This window comes from Delftia sp., assembly GCF_059499305.1.
The window spans coordinates 835,257-852,480 of record NZ_JCABYI010000030.1 but is presented as its reverse complement, the minus strand read 5'-3'; the positions used below and the strand labels follow the sequence as shown (position 1 = coordinate 852,480).

16 protein-coding genes are annotated in these 17,224 nt (G+C 66.7%); 11 read left to right on the top strand and 5 right to left on the bottom strand.

Annotation, left to right across the window (positions count from 1 at the left end):
• Nucleotides 1-83: 83 nt before the first annotated feature.
• Both AC5I49_RS20500 and AC5I49_RS20495 read left to right on the top strand, forming a co-directional pair.
• The gene (locus AC5I49_RS20500) at nt 84-1,466 is read left to right on the top strand and encodes an aminopeptidase P N-terminal domain-containing protein (protein WP_016452064.1); all 1,383 of its coding nucleotides are present in this window, start codon (nt 84-86) and stop codon (nt 1,464-1,466) included.
• Nucleotides 1,459-2,277 (top strand): hypothetical protein, encoded by an 819-nt coding sequence (locus AC5I49_RS20495; protein ID WP_016449842.1) that lies wholly within the window; start codon nt 1,459-1,461, stop codon nt 2,275-2,277. Before AC5I49_RS20500 ends, AC5I49_RS20495 begins: the two co-directional genes overlap by 8 nt.
• A gap of 39 nt (nt 2,278-2,316) precedes the next feature.
• Here the strand turns inward: AC5I49_RS20495 and AC5I49_RS20490 are convergent, their stop codons facing one another.
• Nucleotides 2,317-3,588 (bottom strand): TIGR03118 family protein, encoded by a 1,272-nt coding sequence (locus tag AC5I49_RS20490; RefSeq protein WP_495789811.1) that lies wholly within the window; start codon nt 3,586-3,588, stop codon nt 2,317-2,319.
• A gap of 466 nt (nt 3,589-4,054) precedes the next feature.
• Between AC5I49_RS20490 and pyk the strand changes: the two genes are divergently transcribed.
• Nucleotides 4,055-5,491, top strand: a complete 1,437-nt coding sequence (pyk, locus tag AC5I49_RS20485; protein ID WP_016449840.1) for a pyruvate kinase — start codon at nt 4,055-4,057, stop codon at nt 5,489-5,491.
• Nucleotides 5,492-5,630: 139 nt separating this feature from the next.
• On the opposite strand, the gene AC5I49_RS20480 is transcribed toward pyk, so the two are convergent.
• Entirely contained in the window at nt 5,631-6,215 is a 585-nt protein-coding gene (locus AC5I49_RS20480; protein WP_126311134.1) for a phosphatase PAP2 family protein, read from the bottom strand.
• Nucleotides 6,216-6,227: 12 nt separating this feature from the next.
• Nucleotides 6,228-7,004, bottom strand: a complete 777-nt coding sequence (locus AC5I49_RS20475) for a phosphatase PAP2 family protein (protein ID WP_495789810.1) — start codon at nt 7,002-7,004, stop codon at nt 6,228-6,230.
• Between the two features lie 93 nt (nt 7,005-7,097).
• Here AC5I49_RS20475 and AC5I49_RS20470 point away from each other — a divergent pair, with 93 nt between their 5' ends.
• From AC5I49_RS20470 to fba, 3 genes are all read left to right on the top strand, one after another.
• Nucleotides 7,098-7,796 carry a response regulator transcription factor gene (locus AC5I49_RS20470; RefSeq protein ID WP_026062623.1) on the top strand — a complete coding sequence of 233 codons (699 nt, stop codon included), beginning with the start codon at nt 7,098-7,100 and terminating at the stop codon, nt 7,794-7,796.
• On the top strand, nt 7,793-9,178 hold the full coding sequence (locus AC5I49_RS20465) for a histidine kinase dimerization/phospho-acceptor domain-containing protein (RefSeq protein WP_016449836.1): 1,386 nt from the start codon (nt 7,793-7,795) through the stop codon (nt 9,176-9,178). The genes AC5I49_RS20470 and AC5I49_RS20465 overlap by 4 nt, the downstream gene beginning before the upstream one ends.
• Nucleotides 9,179-9,307: 129 nt before the next feature.
• Nucleotides 9,308-10,372, top strand: coding sequence for a class II fructose-bisphosphate aldolase (fba, locus tag AC5I49_RS20460; RefSeq protein ID WP_013804528.1), 1,065 nt, complete (start codon nt 9,308-9,310; stop codon nt 10,370-10,372).
• 57 nt (nt 10,373-10,429) lie between these two features.
• Here fba and AC5I49_RS20455 read toward each other — a convergent pair whose 3' ends face one another.
• Together AC5I49_RS20455 and AC5I49_RS20450 are read right to left on the bottom strand one after the other, a co-directional pair.
• Nucleotides 10,430-11,266, bottom strand: coding sequence for a sulfite exporter TauE/SafE family protein (locus AC5I49_RS20455; protein ID WP_034363409.1), 837 nt, complete (start codon nt 11,264-11,266; stop codon nt 10,430-10,432).
• 132 nt (nt 11,267-11,398) lie between these two features.
• The gene (locus AC5I49_RS20450; RefSeq protein WP_016449834.1) at nt 11,399-12,187 is read right to left on the bottom strand and encodes a nucleotidyltransferase family protein; all 789 of its coding nucleotides are present in this window, start codon (nt 12,185-12,187) and stop codon (nt 11,399-11,401) included.
• Between the two features lie 117 nt (nt 12,188-12,304).
• Here AC5I49_RS20450 and tkt point away from each other — a divergent pair, with 117 nt between their 5' ends.
• The 5 genes from tkt (at nt 12,305) to AC5I49_RS20425 (ending at nt 17,217) form a co-directional block, all read left to right on the top strand.
• Complete coding sequence (gene tkt / locus AC5I49_RS20445) at nt 12,305-14,341, top strand: transketolase (RefSeq protein ID WP_047326357.1); 2,037 nt, start codon at nt 12,305-12,307, stop codon at nt 14,339-14,341.
• 55 nt (nt 14,342-14,396) lie between these two features.
• Nucleotides 14,397-14,858 (top strand): hypothetical protein, encoded by a 462-nt coding sequence (locus tag AC5I49_RS20440; RefSeq protein WP_152683519.1) that lies wholly within the window; start codon nt 14,397-14,399, stop codon nt 14,856-14,858.
• Nucleotides 14,859-14,874: 16 nt separating this feature from the next.
• Nucleotides 14,875-15,663 (top strand): hypothetical protein, encoded by a 789-nt coding sequence (locus AC5I49_RS20435; RefSeq protein ID WP_152683518.1) that lies wholly within the window; start codon nt 14,875-14,877, stop codon nt 15,661-15,663.
• A 40-nt stretch (nt 15,664-15,703) separates the two neighbouring features.
• Entirely contained in the window at nt 15,704-16,705 is a 1,002-nt protein-coding gene (gene gap / locus AC5I49_RS20430) for a type I glyceraldehyde-3-phosphate dehydrogenase (RefSeq protein WP_047326356.1), read from the top strand.
• A 152-nt stretch (nt 16,706-16,857) separates the two neighbouring features.
• A complete protein-coding gene (locus AC5I49_RS20425; RefSeq protein ID WP_034398084.1) occupies nt 16,858-17,217 on the top strand; it encodes a tRNA-binding protein in 360 nt (119 codons plus the stop codon).
• Nucleotides 17,218-17,224: the final 7 nt, after the last annotated feature.

The window sequence follows — 17,224 nt, the reverse complement described above, 5'->3', positions numbered from 1 at the left end:
CCACCTGACGCCGGCCGGCTGCCCCCCCTCCTTCCCCTGTTCCGGGGACTGTGGAGAACCCCGGACGGCAGTACGATAGCTGCATGACATCTGTTTATGCCCAACGCCGCGCACGCTTGGCCGCCCAGTTGGGCGCCGGCGGCATCGCCATCATTCCCACCGCTCCCGAGCGCCAGCGCAACCGGGACACCGGCTATCTGTACCGCCACGACAGCTATTTCTATTACCTGACCGGCTTTGCCGAGCCCAATGCCTGCCTGGTACTGGCCGCCGATGGCACCAGCGTGCTGTTTTGCCAGCCCAAGGACCTGGAGCGCGAAATCTGGGACGGCATCCGCCTGGGCCCCGAGGCTGCCGTGGCCACGCTGGGCGTGAGCCAGGCGTTCTCCAGCGCCGAGATCGATACGCGCCTGCCCCGCCTGCTGGAGAACCGGGGCCGCCTCTGGTATCCGTTCGCCACGCATGAAGGGCTGGCCGTGCGCGTGGAAGGCTGGCTGGGCCAGGTGCGCGCACGGGTGCGCTTTGGCGCGCTGTGCCCGTCCGAGCAGGGCGACCTGTGCACGCTGCTGGACGAGATGCGCCTGGTCAAGGACGCCCACGAGCAGGACATCATGCGCCGCGCCGCCGCCATCAGCGCCCAGGCCCATATCCGCGCCATGCAGCGCTCGGCGCGCATGCTGCGCGCAGGCCAGGAAGTGCGTGAATACCACCTGGATGCCGAGCTGCTGCATGAATTCCGCCAGCAGGGCTCGCAGTACGTGGCCTACGGCTCCATCGTGGCCGCCGGCGCCAATGCCTGCGTGCTGCACTACCAGGCCGACAAGGCCCCCGTGCGCGCGGGCGAACTGGTGCTGATCGACGCCGGCTGCGAGCTCGACGGCTACGCCAGCGACATCACGCGCACCTTCCCCGCCGATGGCCGCTTCACCGGCCCGCAGCGCGCGCTCTACGAGCTGGTGCTGGAAAGCCAGAAGGCTGCCGTAGCGGCCACGCGGGCCGGCGCGCGCTTCAACGATCCGCACGACGCCACCGTGGCCGTGCTGGCGCAGGGCATGCTGGATCTGGGCCTGCTGGACAAAAAGGTCTATGGCAATGCCCAGGACGTGATCGAGCAGCGCGCCTTCTTCCAGTTCTACATGCACCGCACCGGCCACTGGCTGGGCATGGACGTGCATGACTGCGGCAGCTATGTGGAGCCTTCGGAGCTGGGCCAGTCGCACGAGCGCAAGGACCCGCTGTCGGGCGAGACCATCACCAACCGCCCCAGCCGCATCCTGCGTCCGGGAATGTGCACCACCATCGAGCCGGGCATCTACGTGCGCCCTGCGGCCGGCGTGCCCGAGCAGTTCCACAACATCGGCATCCGCATCGAGGACGATGCCATCGTCACCGAGACCGGCTGCGAGCTGATCACGCGCGGCGTGCCCGTGGAGCCCGACGAGATAGAAGCCTTGATGCGTGACTGACAACGCCAGCCTGCCCACCACCGGCCCCGTGTCCACTCTCATGCCCGCCCCATCGGCCTATGCCGCACCCGCACTGCCCCGGCTGAGCTGGCGCATCTTCACGGTGCTCTGGCTGCTGGGGCTGCCCGGCGTGGCGGCCATGGCCTGGTTCGTGCTGCCCGACTGGATGCGCATGCTGGGCCTGCCCGTGGAGCCGCTGGTCACGCCGCTCACCGGCATCGGTGTGATGGCCGCGCTGCTGGCCCTGCCCGTGGGCGTGGGCGTGTGGCTGGGGCCGCGGCTGGGCCTGTCCGCACCGCTGCTGACCACCTGGGTGGCCGGGCGTTCGCCCCAGCGCGCCGTGCGCTACCTCACGCTGCCGGGGCTGGCCGGGGGCGTGGTGGGCGCGGCCTGGCTGGTGACCCTGGCCCTGGCCTGGCCCGACGACCTGACCCTGATCGACCCCGTCTACGCCATGCCGCTGGGCGCCAAGATGCTGTACGCGGGCATCACGGCCGAGCTGGTGATGCGGCTGGGCGGCATGACGCTGGTGATGTGGCTGCTGTGGCGGCTGAGCGGGCGCACAGACCGCCGCCCGGGATGGACGCTGGGCTGGTGGTCCGTCATGCTGTCGGCCCTGCTGTGGGGCATGCTGCAGCTGGCCCTGGCCTGGAGCACCTGGGGCGGCCTGTCGGACGCGCTGGTGCTGCAGTTGCTGCTGTTCGAGGTCGTCCACGGCGCCGTGGGCGGCTTCCTGTTCTGGCGCTATGGCCTGGAGGCGGCCATGGTGGCCCATGCCATCACCTACCTGCTCTCGCACGGGCTGGTGTGAGGCCTGGCGTCTGCGCAATGACACCGCCAGGATGAAGCGTCACAGAAGCCTCAGCGAGCCGAACAGGCCCTCGGTTTCGTCCTCGGGGCCGGCGGCGAAGTAGAGCGCGTCGCTGTCGCCCAGGGCCACGCCGTTGCCGAACTGCAGGGCCCACAGGCCGGGGATGGCCACGGGGCGGTGCTGCGCGTCGCGCAGATCGTCCACATAGCGGCCCGTGGACAGGTCGAAGGCACAGATGCGGCCTGCTCCCCCGAAGTTGCCGACCAGCAGGTGCCCCGCCAGTGCGCCGAAGCCGTCAGGAGCGATGGCCACGCCCCAGGGCGCATTCAGGCGTCCATCGTCCTCATAGATGCGCAGCAGGCGGCCGTCGAGGTCGAACTCGGCCAGCCTGCCGCGCGCAGGCCGGTTGCCGCTGGCCGCTTCTGCGGCTGCGTCCAGAGCATCCTCCTCGCCGGCATGGAACGCCAGGGGATCGTCCGGGTCGGGCTGGCTGATCGCATAGAGCACGAACACGCGGTCGCGGCGGCCGTCGTTGACGACCTGGATGTTGAAGGGCACTGGATCACCGGGCCGGGCCTCGCCTGCCGCGCCTGATGCGAACGGGTTGGCGAAGCCCTGGGTGGGCACCAGTTGCCACTGCGCGTCCAGCGTGCGGATCTGGGGCCGGGCGCCGAAGTCGGCCATCCACACGCGGTCCCAGCGGCCCGTGTGGATGGCGGCCCCGAAGAAAGCCATGCCCTGGTCGGCGCCATTGAACATTTCCACCGCAGGGCCATCCACCCGGACGATGGCGCCCGTCTGCGCATCGCGCTCCGTCCAGGCGCTGACGCTGCCGCTGTCGGTCACGAAGACGAAGCGGGCCGAGCCCTCGAGCAGGCGTCCGGCGGCAGGCTGCTGCCGGACCCGCAGCAGCTGCGAGTCCAGGGGCGCACCGTTGTAGACCACGCCGGTGACTTTGCCGGCACTGTCATCGCCGGTCAGGGCATCGGAGCGCGGAACGGCCACTTCGCGCAGGCCGTCCTGGTGCAGGGCGCGCATCCCGGGATCGGCCGAGCGAGCCACGTCACCGATGAACTGCCAGGACGTGCCCCCGCCGCCAATCCAGAAATGGCCTCCCGCGCCGGCCGGGCGGATGGCGATGCCCCAGCCGTTGACGAAGCCGGGCTGCGTGAAGCGCGCGCCGTAGCGCGCATGGCTGGCGAGCAGGGGAGTCTGGACATAGCGGTTGGCGGCAACATCGCCACCCGCGCCGCAGGCGGTCAGCGCCGGGGAGGCCAGGGTGGTCAGAACAAAGCGTCTGCGGTCAAGCATGGTGGATTTCCTGGTGGCATGGCAAAGCTGTGGATGGACTGGCTGAGCATGCGAAACCAAGGGGAACCGTATGTTCTGGCTGCGGCCTGCGGGCCGGGTGGACCACAGGAATATGAAGGCGATGCTAGGAAGCAGGGGCGGGCCGCGTCAATGTAGACCAGTCTGATTCTGTGGTGTCCTGCGGCGCGGTGAGCATTGCGAACGCGGCGGGCAAAACTGCTTTCACAGGAGACCGGCATGGCACAGCGCCTTTGCCGGGAATGCTGCCGTGCAGCATCAAAAGCAATAGCGGCAAAGGCAGTGCACCGCAGTGTTCGGCGATGGCAACGGCATCCGGCCGCCCCCTTGCGCAGGCTCGGGACGCGGGGTCTTCAGGCCCGCACCGCATGCCGGAATGTTGCCTTCATGTAACCGCATTCGTGTGAGAATTGAAACCCGATTACAAACCCTGAGCGAGAGACATTCCATGCAAGTGAGCCGTGCCACCAAGATCGTCGCCACCCTGGGCCCCGCTTCCAGCGACCCGCAACTGCTGGAACAGATGGTGCGCGAAGGCGTCAACGTGGTGCGCCTGAATTTCAGCCACGGCAAGGCGCAGGACCACATCGACCGCGCCACCATGGTGCGCGAGGCGGCCCAGCGCGCAGGCCGCGAGGTGGCCATCATGGCCGACCTGCAGGGCCCCAAGATCCGCGTCGGCAAGTTCGCCGAAGGCAAGGTCATGCTGGAGCCCGGCGCGCGCTTCGTGCTCGACGCGTCGCGCACCGAGCCCGGCGACATCAACGGCGTGGGCCTGGACTACAAGGAACTGCCGCGCGACGTGAAGCCCGGCGACGTGCTGCTGCTCAACGACGGCCTGATCGTGCTCACCGTGGACCATGTGCGTGGCGACGAGGTGCACACCACCGTCAAGCTCGGCGGCGAACTGTCCAACAACAAGGGCATCAACAAGCAGGGCGGCGGCCTGACGGCCCCGGCGCTGACGGCCAAGGACATGGAGGACATCAAGACCGCCATGAGCTTCCAGGCCGACTACGTGGCCGTGAGCTTTCCCAAGAACGCCACCGACATGGAGATGGCGCGCCAGCTGTGCAACGTGGCTGCGGCCCAGTACGGCCACAAGCCCGGCCTGATTGCCAAGATCGAGCGCGCCGAGGCCATTCCGCGCCTGGAAGAGATCCTGCATGTCTCCGACGGCATCATGGTGGCGCGCGGCGACCTGGCCGTGGAAGTGGGCAACGCGGCCGTGCCCGCGCTGCAAAAGAAGATGATCCGCATGGCGCGCGACATGGACAAGTTCGTGATCACCGCCACGCAGATGATGGAAAGCATGATCACCAACCCCGTGCCCACGCGCGCCGAGGTCAGCGACGTGGCCAACGCCGTGCTGGACGGCACGGACGCCGTCATGCTCAGCGCCGAGACCGCCGCCGGCAGGTACCCGCTGGAGACCGTGCAGGAAATGGCCAAGATCTGCGCCGCCGCGGAAGCGGCCGAAGACCCGGACAGCGATGCCGAGTTCACCGGCCGCCAGTTCTCGCGCATCGACCAGTCGATCGCCATCGGCGCGCTGTTCACGGCCCACCACCTGGGCGCCAAGGCCATCGTCGCCATGACGGACAGCGGCTCCACCGCGCTGTGGATGAGCCGCCACCGCATCCACATCCCCATCTACGCGCTCACGCCCAAGATCTCCACGCAGCGCAAGATGGCCATGTACCGCAACGTGCGCCCCCTGCTCATGGACACCAGCGCCGACCGCGACACCGCGCTGGACCAGGCCGAAGGCCATCTGCGCGCGCGCAACATCGTGCAAAGCGGCGATGTTTACGCCATCACCTGCGGCGAGCCCATGGGCCAGCCCGGTGGCACGAACATGCTGAAGATATGTCGTGTGAACTAACCCCCTGAGGCGCTTCGCGCCTTCCCCCTCTCGCTACGCGGGGGGGACGACACCCTCGCGGCGGGGCGGCCCTTGCTCGGTGTCCCTCGTTCTGGGGGGCGCCAGTTTTATGTGCCGTGCGCTATGCCTTCGCCATGGTCTATCGGGGCCTGCCTGAGTGGGTTCGTGCGTTGTAGGGCAGCAGGTTGGGCATGACGGCAAGGCGGCGCCACAGCGCAGCATGCCAGACCAGGGTGGCGCTGCAGATGCCCACGATGGCACCGCCGACCACATCGGACGGGAAGTGCACGCCCAGGTGCACGCGGCTCCAGCCCATGCCCAGGGCCAGCGACCAGGCGGACACCATGACCCAGCGGCGGTGGCGCGTGCAGCCCAGGGTCAGCGCCTGGGCCAGGGCAAAGGCGCCCGTGGCGTGCATGCTCGGAAAACTGGACCGCAGCGCGTGTTCCACCCATTGCACGCCCATGCCCAGCTGGGCAGGACGCGGCGCCGGGAAGCCCCAGCGGACCAGCCGTGCCACGGCCCAGGCGGCCAGCATGGACAGCAGGGCCAGCACCAGGGTGCGGCGCAGGGCGGGCGAGCCGCGCAGCAGCCCGGCCATCACGGGAAGGGCGCACAGCGAGGGAAGCCAGGAGGAGATGGCGCGCGCCGCCTCGATCGAGATGGCGGGCGTTTGCGCGTTGGCGTTCAGCAGCGTGAACAGGGCGGGGTCCAGGGGCAGCATGGCAACGCTTGATCAGGGAGTGGAAGGCGGAAGGCTGGCGGCGGGCCACAGGGAGTCAGGCGCGCTGTCCCGGGTGCGCAGCGCACGCGTGACCGCCAGGTCGAAGAGCCAGCCCGCCGTCCAGCACAGCCAGCCGGTCCACAGCGTGTGGCTCATGAAATGGGCGCCGCGCATCTGCTGGGCCAGGCCCATTGACAGGCCTGCGGCCAGCGAGACGGCCAGCCAGATCCAGGCTGCGCGGGGTGCATGGCGGCGCAGCGCGAAATAGCCGGCCAGAAAGGCGAAGCCTGCAGAGGCGTGTCCTGCGGGAAAGCAGCGGCCCGGCCCGCCGTCGGCCAGGCCCAGCGACCAGTGCGAGACGTGGCGCGCCACGCCGCCGAACTCGGCCAGGTCCCAGGGGCAGCTGGTCGCGCTGGTGTACTTGAGCAGCGAGATCAGGGCCAGCGACAGCAAGATGCCCGCCACCAGCTGCACGCGCCGCCCGTGAGGCAGCAGGCGCAGCGGGCCGATGGGCCGCCAGACGCACAGCGTCAGGCCCAGCACCACCAGCCAGGCCAGGCGGCGTGCGCCTTCGTGGGCGATGTTCACGAAGAACCAGTCCGAACGCAGCGCAAAGCCATCGGCGTCGCCAAACCAGCGGGCCATGGCCAGGTCCAGGGCGCTGGCATCCCAGGCCAGGACCACGGCCAGCGCCGCCAGGGTCCACAGCAGGGTGCTTTTGAAGGAGGGGCCCTGCGCAGGGGCGGCGGAAAAATCTCGGGGTTCAGGTGTCGGCATGGCCGGCAGCATGAGAAGCGCGGCTTAAACCCGTCTTAACGCATGCCCCGGCGTGCGGCCATCGTCTGGCGCCGCAGCCGGCAGCGGCCATTGCACAATGCGCGCATGCGAATACTGGTCGTCGAAGACAACGCGGGCATTGCCGCAGGCCTGCAGGCCAATCTGCAACAGCGCCGCTATGCGGTCGACGTCTGCTCCACCGTGGCCGATGCCTGGCATGCGCTGGAGATGGAGCGCTTCGACGCCGTGCTGCTGGACCTGGGCCTGCCCGATGGCGATGGCAGCGAGATCCTGCGCCGCCTGCGGAGCCCGCGCCGCCCGGGTGGCGACAGCCACGCCCTGCCGGACCCCAACACGCCCGTGCTCATCCTCACCGCGCGCGACCAGGTGCGCGAGCGCATCGCCGGGCTGGACCTGGGTGCCGATGACTACCTGGTCAAGCCCTTCGACATCGACGAGCTGGAGGCGCGGCTGCGCGCCATGCTGCGCCGCGCAGGCGGGCAGGCGGCACCCGTGATCCGCCATGGCGAGCTGGAGGTCGACCCGGCCGCGCGCACCGTGCGCCGCGACGGAAAGCTGGTGGAAATGTCGCCGCGCGAGTTCTCCGTGCTCTGGGTGCTGCTGCAGGCGCGCGGGCGCGTGCTCTCGCGCCAGCAGATCGAAGAGCACCTCTACAGCTGGGGCACGGCCGTGGAAAGCAATGCCGTCGAGGTCCATATCCACCACCTGCGCAAGAAGCTGGGCAATGCCAGCATCGTCACCATGCGCGGCGTGGGCTACTTTCTTCCTGCGGAGAACCCATGAGCACCGCGCAGCAGCGCCGCCCCTCGCTGATCTGGCATCTGATGGCCTGGATGCTGGGCGCGCTGGTCGTGGTCTGGGCCAGCTTCGTGGCACTGGGCTACCAGACCGGCGTGCACGAGGCAGACGAGCTGACCGACGGCCACCTGGCCGGCGTCGCTGCGCTGGTGCTCAACCTGGAAGTCGCAGGCGCCGTAGGCCAGGGAGCAGCCACGCCCGTGCATGAGCCCCCCGGCCTCATGGCCCACGACTACCAGCAGTCGCTGAGCGTGGCCCTGTGGGATGGCGCGGGGCGGCTGATCTCGCGCACGGGCGATGCGCCCGAGCCCGCCTTCGACACCGAGCAGGGCTTTGCCACCCTGCGCCTGGGTCCCGAGCATCGGGCCTGGCGCAGCTTCACCCAATGGAGCCGCGACCATGCACGCAAGGTCAGCGTGATGATCGAGTTGCAGGAGCGCGACGAACTGGCCGACGACATCGCGGGCCAGATGATCGAGCCGGGCCTGTGGCTTTTGCCTGTGGTCGCGCTGGCGCTGGGGCTGGCCATTCGACGCGGCATGCGGCCGCTCAACGAACTTTCGCGCGAGGTCGAGCGCCTGGACCTGGCCCAGGCCGAGCGCGTCTCGCACCGCCACGCGCTGCGGGAATTCATGCCCGTGGTGAACTCCATCAACACCTTGCTGGACCGCCAGCAGGAGGCGCTGGAGCGAGAGCGCAGCCTGGCCAACGAAGTGGCCCATGAACTGCGCACGCCGCTGGCCTCCATCGCCTTGCAGGCGCGTGCCCTGGGCGATGCGCCGGCCGGCGCCATGGATGCCCCGGCCCAGCGCGCCGCGCTGGCGCGTATAGGCCAGGACGCGCTGCACGCCGGCCATGTGCTCAGCCAGCTGCTGGCACTGGCGCGCGCAGGACGCGCCATGCTGGCCGACCCGCCCGTGCCCGTGGACCTGGCCGCGCTGGCCCGTCAGGTGGTGGCCGCCCATGCGCAGGCGGCCTGGCAGCGCGGCTGCAGCCTGTCCGTGCAGGCGCCTGAGGCACTGGGCGTGATGGGCAATGCCGTGCTGCTGGAGCTGGCGCTGCGCAACCTGGTGGAAAACGCCCTCAAGCACACACCGCACGGCACGCAGATCGAGGTGCAGGCCGGGCAGGGGCCGGATGGCGAGGTCTGGCTGCAGGTCTGCGATGACGGCCGCCGTAGCGACGGCCGCCGTGACGGCGCAGAGCGCGCGGCAGCGCCCGTGGACAGCTTGCACCTGGGCCACGAGATCGTGGCGCGCGTGCTGCGCGCCCACCAGGGAAGCTTTGGCGAGGCCGCGCCGCCCGAAGGCTTCACGACCTGCTACCGCATGGGAATGCCCGGGACAGGGTTGGCGGCAGCTGGTTAAAATCGCCAGTTACCAAGCGGTTACTGCCGCGATCCCCCGGCCGTGGCCCCGCAGTGCACCCATGACGCAGCGGCGGCCGCCATGCGGCAGGGGCATCCCCCTCTCAACAACTTGATACGGACCCTACACATGCCTCTCGTTTCGATGCGCGAACTGCTGGACCACGCTGCCGAAAACGGCTACGGTCTTCCCGCCTTCAACGTCAACAACCTGGAGCAGGTGCAAGCCGTGATGTCGGCCGCCGACGAAGTGGGCGCGCCCGTCATCCTGCAGGCCAGCGCAGGCGCCCGCAAGTACGCCGGCGAGCCCTTCATCAAGCACCTGATCCAGGCCGCCGCCGAGCAGTATCCCCACATCCCCCTGGTCATGCACCAGGACCACGGCACCTCGCCCGCCATCTGCCAGGGCGCGCTGAACCTGGGCTTCGGCTCGGTGATGATGGACGGCTCGCTGATGGAAGACGGCAAGACGCCTTCCTCCTTCGAATACAACGTGGACGTGACCCGCAAGGTCGTGGAAATGGCCCACAAGCTGGGCGCCACCGTCGAAGGTGAACTCGGCTGCCTGGGCTCGCTGGAAACCGGCATGGCCGGCGAGGAAGACGGCGTGGGTGCCGAAGGCGTGCTCGACCACTCGGCCCTGCTGACCGACCCCGAGGAAGCGGCCCAGTTCGTCAAGGCCACGCAGCTGGACGCGCTGGCCATTGCCATCGGCACCAGCCACGGCGCCTACAAGTTCACGCGCAAGCCCACGGGCGACATCCTGTCCATCCAGCGCGTCAAGGAAATCCACGCGCGCCTGCCCAACACCCACCTGGTCATGCACGGCTCCTCCTCCGTGCCCCAGGAACTGCTGGAAATCATCCGCCAGTACGGCGGCGCCATGAAGGAAACCTACGGCGTGCCCGTCGAGGAAATCCAGGAAGCCATCAAGCACGGCGTGCGCAAGATCAACATCGACACCGACATCCGCCTGGCGATGACCGGCGCCGTGCGCAAGTTCCTGGCCGAGAACCCCGAGAAGTTCGATGCCCGCGAATGGCTCAAGCCTGCCCGCGAAGCCGCCAAGCAGATCTGCAAGGCCCGCTACATCGAGTTCGGCTGCGAAGGCCAGGGTGCCAAGATCAAGGGCTACACGCTGGAGCAGATGGCCGCCAAGTACGCTGCCGGTTCGCTGCAGCAGGTCGTGAACTGATCGGTTCCTTCCCCTTCAAAAAAAGCCCGCCGGTCCGCCCGGCGGGCTTTTTTGTTGTCAGCGCGGCGCGGGGGCCGCAGCCTGGGACCGCTGGGGCACGGCCATGGCCATCTCGTCATCGGGCACCACGGGCTGGGGGTGGCTGGCGTTCCAGCCCGACACCAGCAGGCTGGTGCCCGACAGCACCAGCAGCAGGCAGACCATCCATTCGACCAGCCGCTTGGGCAGGGCGGGCGGATGGCGCATGTGCAGCCAGGTCACCACCGTCACCACGGGAAAGGCCAGGGCCGCCGCCAGCAGCACGCTGGCGGTGATCTCGCCCTCCCAGGCCACCATCACCAGGCGCAGCAGCGCGCAGGTAAGGAACATGGCAAACAGGCACTGGCGCACCACCAGGCGGTCCAGCGGCTGGCGGTACAGGTGGTAGACCATGGGCGGGCCTGGCGTGGCAAACAGCCCGCCCAGCAGCCCCGAGGCCACACCGGCCACCCACAGCGACACCGGCCCCGACACCTGCGCGTTGACCTGCTTTTGCAGCAACAGCAACAGCGCGCAGGCCACGATGGCCAGGCCCAGCAGCATGCGCAGCCCGCTCAGCGCATTGCCGCTGAGCCACTGCAGCAGCAGCACGCCGCCGATCACGCCGATGACGCTGCTGATCAGCATGGGCTTGAGCAGGGACCACTGCGGCACCTGGCGGTGGGCGCGCAGGTAGGCCACGCCGTTGACCACGGACAGCAGGCAGGCCACGTTGGCCGCATCGCCAATGCCCATCAGGTGCGTGGCACCGGCCACGCCCACGAAGATCAGCCCGAAGGCAAAGCCCGTCAGGTTCTGGCAAAACGTGGCCAGGCCCACCAGGGCCAGGAACATCACATACTGGATCACACTCATCGAAACGCTTTCTGGCGCGCCGCTGCGCCGAACCGGCGACGCTAACACGGAGCGCCTTCGCCTGCCCGGGCGCCGAAGTCACCAGCGGGCGCCCCAGGCCAACGTGCCAGGCCGGCGTGTCAGTCCGACGTCTCAGGCGGCCGGCGTGTTGAGCCGCTGCAGCCGCTCGGGCGTGCCCACGTCGGTCCAGCGCCCGGCATACAGGCTGGCGCTCACCTGGCCGGCGGCCATCGCCCGGCGCAGCAGCGCCACCAGCGGCACGCGCCAACCGTCGGGGTTGCCGGGCGGGATGTCGCACCAGGGCGCGGCAAACAGCTCGGCGCGCAGCAGTGCGATCGTGCCGTAGGTCTGGCGCGGGCGGGCATCGCCCTCGGGCCAGTCGCAGGCCAGGCCCAGTTCGTCCACGCCGAAGTCGCCACGCCGATGGTGCTCGGGGTTGGGCACCAGCCACAGATGGGCCAGCCGTCCGCTGGCGGCAAATTCGCGGGCCGCCTCGAACGGGAAATCGAAGTCGGGCGCGTAGACATCGCCGGCCGCCAGCCAGAACACCGTGTCCAGAAGCGGCAGCGCGCGCGCAATGCCTCCTGCGGTCTCCAGCGCCTGCTCGGGCTCGGGAGAATAGGCCAGATGCAGCGGCTCGCCACCTGTGTCGGGCGCGAAGCGCGCCCCGAAGCGCGCGGGAATCTGCTCGCCCAGCCAGCCCGTGTTGACCACGGCGCGGCGCACGCCGGCCTGCGCAAGGGCCTGCAGGTGGTGCTGCAGCAGTGGCTGGCCCTGCACCTGCAGCAGCGGCTTGGGGCAGGTGTCGGTCAGCGGCCGCATGCGCTCGCCACGGCCTGCGGCCAGCAGCATGGCCGGTGGCTGCTCGGTGAGGAAAAGCGCCTTGGCGGCGGGGAACGGCTGGATGGGCGAGGCGGTCATGGAGCGCAACTGTAGACCATTGCCAGCGGCCATTGCCCCGCGCGCGGGAGCCGAAAACCCGCGTCCTTTAAAATAGCCGGCTTACTCTGATTACCCCCTCCTTCACGGAGCGCCCTGATGGCCAACACTCAACAAATGGCGAATGCGATCCGCGCACTCGCAATGGATGCCGTTCAACAAGCCAACTCCGGCCACCCCGGCGCCCCCATGGGCATGGCCGACATGGCCGTGGCACTGTGGAGCCGTCACCTCAAGCACAACCCCGTCAACCCGCAATGGGCTGACCGTGACCGCTTCATCCTGTCCAACGGCCACGGCTCCATGCTGATCTACGCGCTGCTGCACCTCACGGGCTACGCGCTGCCGATCGACGAGCTCAAGAACTTCCGCCAGCTGCACAGCAAGACGGCCGGCCACCCCGAAGTGGGCATCACCCCCGGCGTGGAAACCACCACCGGCCCGCTGGGCCAGGGCATCACCAATGCCGTGGGCTTCGCGCTGGCCGAAAAGCTGCTGGCCGCCGAGTTCAACCGCGCAGGCCACGCCATCGTCGACCACCACACCTACGTGTTCCTGGGTGACGGCTGCCTGATGGAAGGCATCAGCCACGAGGCCGCGGCCCTGGCCGGCGCCTGGAAGCTGGGCAAGCTGGTGGCGCTGTACGACGACAACGGCATCTCCATCGACGGCAAGGTCGCCCCCTGGTTCATCGACAACACGCCCGCCCGCTTCGAAGCCTATGGCTGGAACGTGGTGCGCGACGTGGACGGCCACAACGTGCAGGCCATCGATGCCGCCATCGCCGCCGCCAAGAAGAGCAGCGACAAGCCCACGCTGATCTGCTGCAAGACCAGCATCGGCAAGGGCTCGCCCAACCGCCAGGACACGGCCAAGGCCCACGGCGAGCCCCTGGGCGCCGAGGAAATCGCACTGACCCGCGCAGCCCTGGGCTGGGAGCACGGCCCCTTCGACATCCCCGCCAGCGTCTACGGCGACTGGGATGCCAAGGCCGCCGGCGCCAAGGCCGAAGCGGCCTGGAACAAGAAGTTCGCCGCCTATGCCAAGGCCTTCCCCGAACTGGCTGCCGAATTCAAGCGCCGCATGGCCGGTGACCTGCCCGCCAACTTCGGCGAGATCGCCGCGCAGATCGCCTCCGACGCGCATGACGCAGGCGCCACCGTGGCCAGCCGCAAGGCCAGCCAGCTGGCCCTGGAAGGCCTGACCGCAGCCCTGCCCGAACTGCTGGGCGGCTCGGCCGACCTGACCGGCTCCAACCTGACCAACACCAAGAGCACGCCTTCGCTGCGCGTGGACGACAAGGGTGCCGTGGTCCTGACCGAAGACGGCAAGATCGGCCGCCACATCAACTACGGTGTGCGCGAGTTCGGCATGGCCGCCATCATGAACGGCATCGCCCTGCATGGCGGCTACATCCCCTACGCAGGCACCTTCCTGACCTTCAGCGACTACAGCCGCAACGCCATCCGCATGGCCGCGCTGATGAAGCAGCGCGTGGTCCACGTCTTCACGCACGACTCCATCGGCCTGGGCGAAGACGGCCCCACCCACCAGTCCATCGAGCACGCCGCCTCGCTGCGCCTGATCCCTGGCCTGGATGTCTGGCGCCCTGCCGACACCACGGAAACCGCCGTCGCCTGGACCGTGGCCCTGAGCCAGAAGAACAAGCCCACGGCCCTGCTGCTGTCGCGCCAGAACCTGGCCTACGCAGCCAAGACCGAAGACGCGCTGGACGACATCGCCTGCGGCGCCTACGTGCTGTCCGAACCCAAGGCCGTCGGCCTGAACAAGAAGGCCCAGGCCGTCATCATCGCCACCGGCTCCGAAGTGCAGCTGGCCCTGGCCGCCCAGAAGCTGCTGGCCGAGCGCAAGGTCGCCGTGCGCGTGGTCTCCATGCCCAGCACGACCACTTTCGACAAGCAGGACGCCAAGTACAAGAGCCAGGTGCTGCCGGCCAACCTGCCGCGCATCGCCGTGGAAATGGGCGTGACCGACTTCTGGTGGAAGTACGGCTGCGCCGCCGTCGTCGGCATCGACACCTACGGCGAATCGGCCCCAGCGCCCGTGCTGTTCAAGCACTTCGGCTTCACGGCCGAGAACGTGGCCGACACCGTGCAGGCTGCGCTCAAGCGTTAAGTCGACAGCCCGCCTCTTCGTAACCAGTGCAATGCAGCCACCACGGACGAGCGAAATGGAAGACAGAAAAGCCATCAAGGTGATACGTCTCGTTTTGGTCGGCCTGGTGGCTGCATTTTTACTGTTCTGGGGTTTCGTTTGGTCTACTTTTGATGTGAGCGGTGCTGGTCGATATTCGATTGCTTTACGCGTTGGAGCGCCCGCACATCTTCGATCTGTTGAGCTTGTGGCGGAATGTAGAGATCCCAAGTATCGATGGAAAGGCCGTGATGGTGCGGGTGCCCCATTCAGCTCGGTGACTTATGGCAGCTTGGCGCCAGGCGTTGATATTTTAAAAGAATACGAATCAATATATAAGAATAAATCTTGCAAAAATAATTCTTCCATATCTAATTCAAATTCGTCAATTATATTGAATATGGATTGTGAGAATAGTGATTTTCTGACGGCTAGAGTATTTCTTTCGGGAGATGGTGTGTGCAAGGATGTTACTGTTGAATTCTTAGGTAACGAGTAAACACAGGGGGGAAGGGATGAGTAAGCGCGAAGATATATTGGATGGTTCGCTGGCCGCGAACAGCGTTTATGGGCTTGTCTATACCTGCAACTTTGGATGGCTCGATTTAGGGCATATGAATCCAAAATCCAAGAGAGCTCATACTGGCGCGGAGACTCTTTGGCGCGAAATCAATGCTGGTGGTCCCGATGTTAGACAGTGCCTTGGCTCACATCCGCAGCTTTGTACCCTCCCTTCAAGGGCGAATGCTTACCCATTAGTGACGTTTCCGGACAAGATTTCTACAGGTTTTAGAGTGGTGCACGTTCAAGAAATGTTTGCACTTGGCAATAGAATTTCTTCAGGAGTTAAGCGGGAATATATTGTTCGACACAATTTATCTGTGGCGGAGAAAAAATCGGTTGCATTAGCCATTTTCATGGAGGTGAGTTTGGAATTCGAGGCTCATCAAGAATTATTTCCGAAATTTGTCACTGATAGTGGGTTCAGTCAGGAAGATTTGGTCTCTAATTTGATTGGCTTTCATATAGGTGTCGGAACGGTGACATTGGCGGAAGTAATCGCAATGGCGAAGCCTGTTTCAAAGGAAACGGCCTTGGCTATATGGGACCGAAATGGCGCAGTGGGCAGTCATAAAAATAGAGGGTTCAAACCGATGTATAGCCCAGATACCTTTATGTTGTCAGACAAATCTTGTATTGATGAATGTCGTGGTATTGTTCCTCGTGCACCCGTTTTTTTCGAAAAAATAAAGCCTGCAAAAAAAGGTGAACTATTTATGAATAATATGCTGGGCGGTATTTGATTAGCAAGGTTCTTGAAACTTTTTTACTGAGGAAATTTCTATGGCAATCAAAATTGGTATCAACGGCTTCGGCCGCATCGGCCGCATGGTGTTCCGCGCTGCCGTGCAGAACTTCAGCGACATCGAAGTCGTGGGCATCAACGACCTGCTCGAGCCCGACTACCTGGCCTACATGCTCAAGTACGACAGCGTGCACGGCCGCTTCAAGGGTGAGGTCTCGGTGGAGGGCTCCAACCTGATCGTCAACGGCAAGACCATCCGCCTGACGCAGGAGCGCGACCCCGCCAACCTGAAGTGGAACGAAGTCGGCGCCGACATCGTGATCGAGGCCACCGGCCTGTTCCTGACCGACGAGACCGCACGCAAGCACCTGGCTGCCGGCGCCAAGAAGGTCATCATGTCCGCGCCTTCCAAGGACAGCACCCCGATGTTCGTCTTCGGCGTGAACTGCAAGACCTACGCCGGCCAGGACGTGATCTCCAACGCCTCCTGCACCACCAACTGCCTGGCTCCCGTGGCCAAGGTGCTCAACGACAAGTGGGGCATCAAGCGCGGCCTGATGACCACCGTGCACGCTGCCACCGCCACCCAAAAGACCGTGGACGGCCCCAGCAACAAGGACTGGCGCGGCGGCCGCGGCATCCTGGAAAACATCATTCCCTCCAGCACGGGCGCAGCCAAGGCCGTGGGCGTGGTGATTCCCGAGCTCAACAAGAAGCTGACCGGCATGTCCTTCCGCGTGCCCACCTCCGACGTGTCGGTGGTGGACCTGACGGTGGAGCTGAACAGCGAAGCCAGCTACGAAGAGATCTGCGCCGAAATGAAGGCCCAGTCGCAAGGCGCGCTCAAGGGCGTGCTGGGCTACACCGAAGACAAGGTCGTGGCCACGGACTTCCGCGGCGAGTCCTGCACCTCGGTGTTCGATGCCGAAGCCGGCATCGCCCTGGACAAGACCTTCGTGAAGGTCGTGTCCTGGTACGACAACGAGTGGGGCTACTCCAACAAGTGCCTGGAAATGGTGCGCGTGGTCGCCGCCAAGTAATCCTGGCGCGAACCCCTGCGGGGCCTGTCGAAGGGCCTCGCACCAGGCCGGCATCGGACGCGATGCCGGCCTTTTTCATGGCGGACAGTGTGCCCCGGCACTGCAAGCGTTGCTCGACAAAGCCGGCCCCGGCGGCGCTGCATCATGGCCGCATGACTACTTCATCCGCATTGCACGAGACCATTGGCTTTGACGACTTCCTCAAGGTGGAGCTGCGCGTGGGCCGCATCGTGGACGCCCAGGTGTTCAAGGAGGCACGCCGCCCCGCCTATGTGCTGCAGGTCGATTTCGGCCCCGAACTGGGCGTGCGCAAGTCCAGCGCCCAGATCACGGCGCTGTACCGGCCCGAGGAACTGATAGGCCGCCAGGTGGTGGCCGTGCTGAACTTTCCCAGTAAGCAGATCGGTCCCATGCGCTCGGAATGCCTGGTCACGGGATTCCACAACGAGAACGGCGAGGTCGCGCTGTGCGTGCCCGACCGCGAGGTGCCGCTGGGCACCAAGCTGCTGTGACGGCCTT

Excerpts from the sequence above, each read along its gene's own strand:
- fba (WP_013804528.1), top strand. The coding sequence starts at position 9,308 with ATGCCTCTCGTTTCGATGCGCGAACTGCTGGACCACGCTGCCGAAAAC.
- pyk (WP_016449840.1), top strand. The coding sequence starts at position 4,055 with ATGCAAGTGAGCCGTGCCACCAAGATCGTCGCCACCCTGGGCCCCGCT.
- AC5I49_RS20455 (WP_034363409.1), bottom strand. The coding sequence starts at position 11,266 with ATGAGTGTGATCCAGTATGTGATGTTCCTGGCCCTGGTGGGCCTGGCC.
- AC5I49_RS20440 (WP_152683519.1), top strand. The coding sequence starts at position 14,397 with ATGGAAGACAGAAAAGCCATCAAGGTGATACGTCTCGTTTTGGTCGGC.
- AC5I49_RS20435 (WP_152683518.1), top strand. The coding sequence starts at position 14,875 with ATGAGTAAGCGCGAAGATATATTGGATGGTTCGCTGGCCGCGAACAGC.
- AC5I49_RS20480 (WP_126311134.1), bottom strand. The coding sequence starts at position 6,215 with ATGCTGCCCCTGGACCCCGCCCTGTTCACGCTGCTGAACGCCAACGCG.
- AC5I49_RS20500 (WP_016452064.1), top strand. The coding sequence starts at position 84 with ATGACATCTGTTTATGCCCAACGCCGCGCACGCTTGGCCGCCCAGTTG.
- AC5I49_RS20470 (WP_026062623.1), top strand. The coding sequence starts at position 7,098 with ATGCGAATACTGGTCGTCGAAGACAACGCGGGCATTGCCGCAGGCCTG.
- AC5I49_RS20490 (WP_495789811.1), bottom strand. The coding sequence starts at position 3,588 with ATGCTTGACCGCAGACGCTTTGTTCTGACCACCCTGGCCTCCCCGGCG.
- AC5I49_RS20425 (WP_034398084.1), top strand. The coding sequence starts at position 16,858 with ATGACTACTTCATCCGCATTGCACGAGACCATTGGCTTTGACGACTTC.
- AC5I49_RS20450 (WP_016449834.1), bottom strand. The coding sequence starts at position 12,187 with ATGACCGCCTCGCCCATCCAGCCGTTCCCCGCCGCCAAGGCGCTTTTC.
- gap (WP_047326356.1), top strand. The coding sequence starts at position 15,704 with ATGGCAATCAAAATTGGTATCAACGGCTTCGGCCGCATCGGCCGCATG.
- tkt (WP_047326357.1), top strand. The coding sequence starts at position 12,305 with ATGGCCAACACTCAACAAATGGCGAATGCGATCCGCGCACTCGCAATG.
- AC5I49_RS20465 (WP_016449836.1), top strand. The coding sequence starts at position 7,793 with ATGAGCACCGCGCAGCAGCGCCGCCCCTCGCTGATCTGGCATCTGATG.
- AC5I49_RS20475 (WP_495789810.1), bottom strand. The coding sequence starts at position 7,004 with ATGCTGCCGGCCATGCCGACACCTGAACCCCGAGATTTTTCCGCCGCC.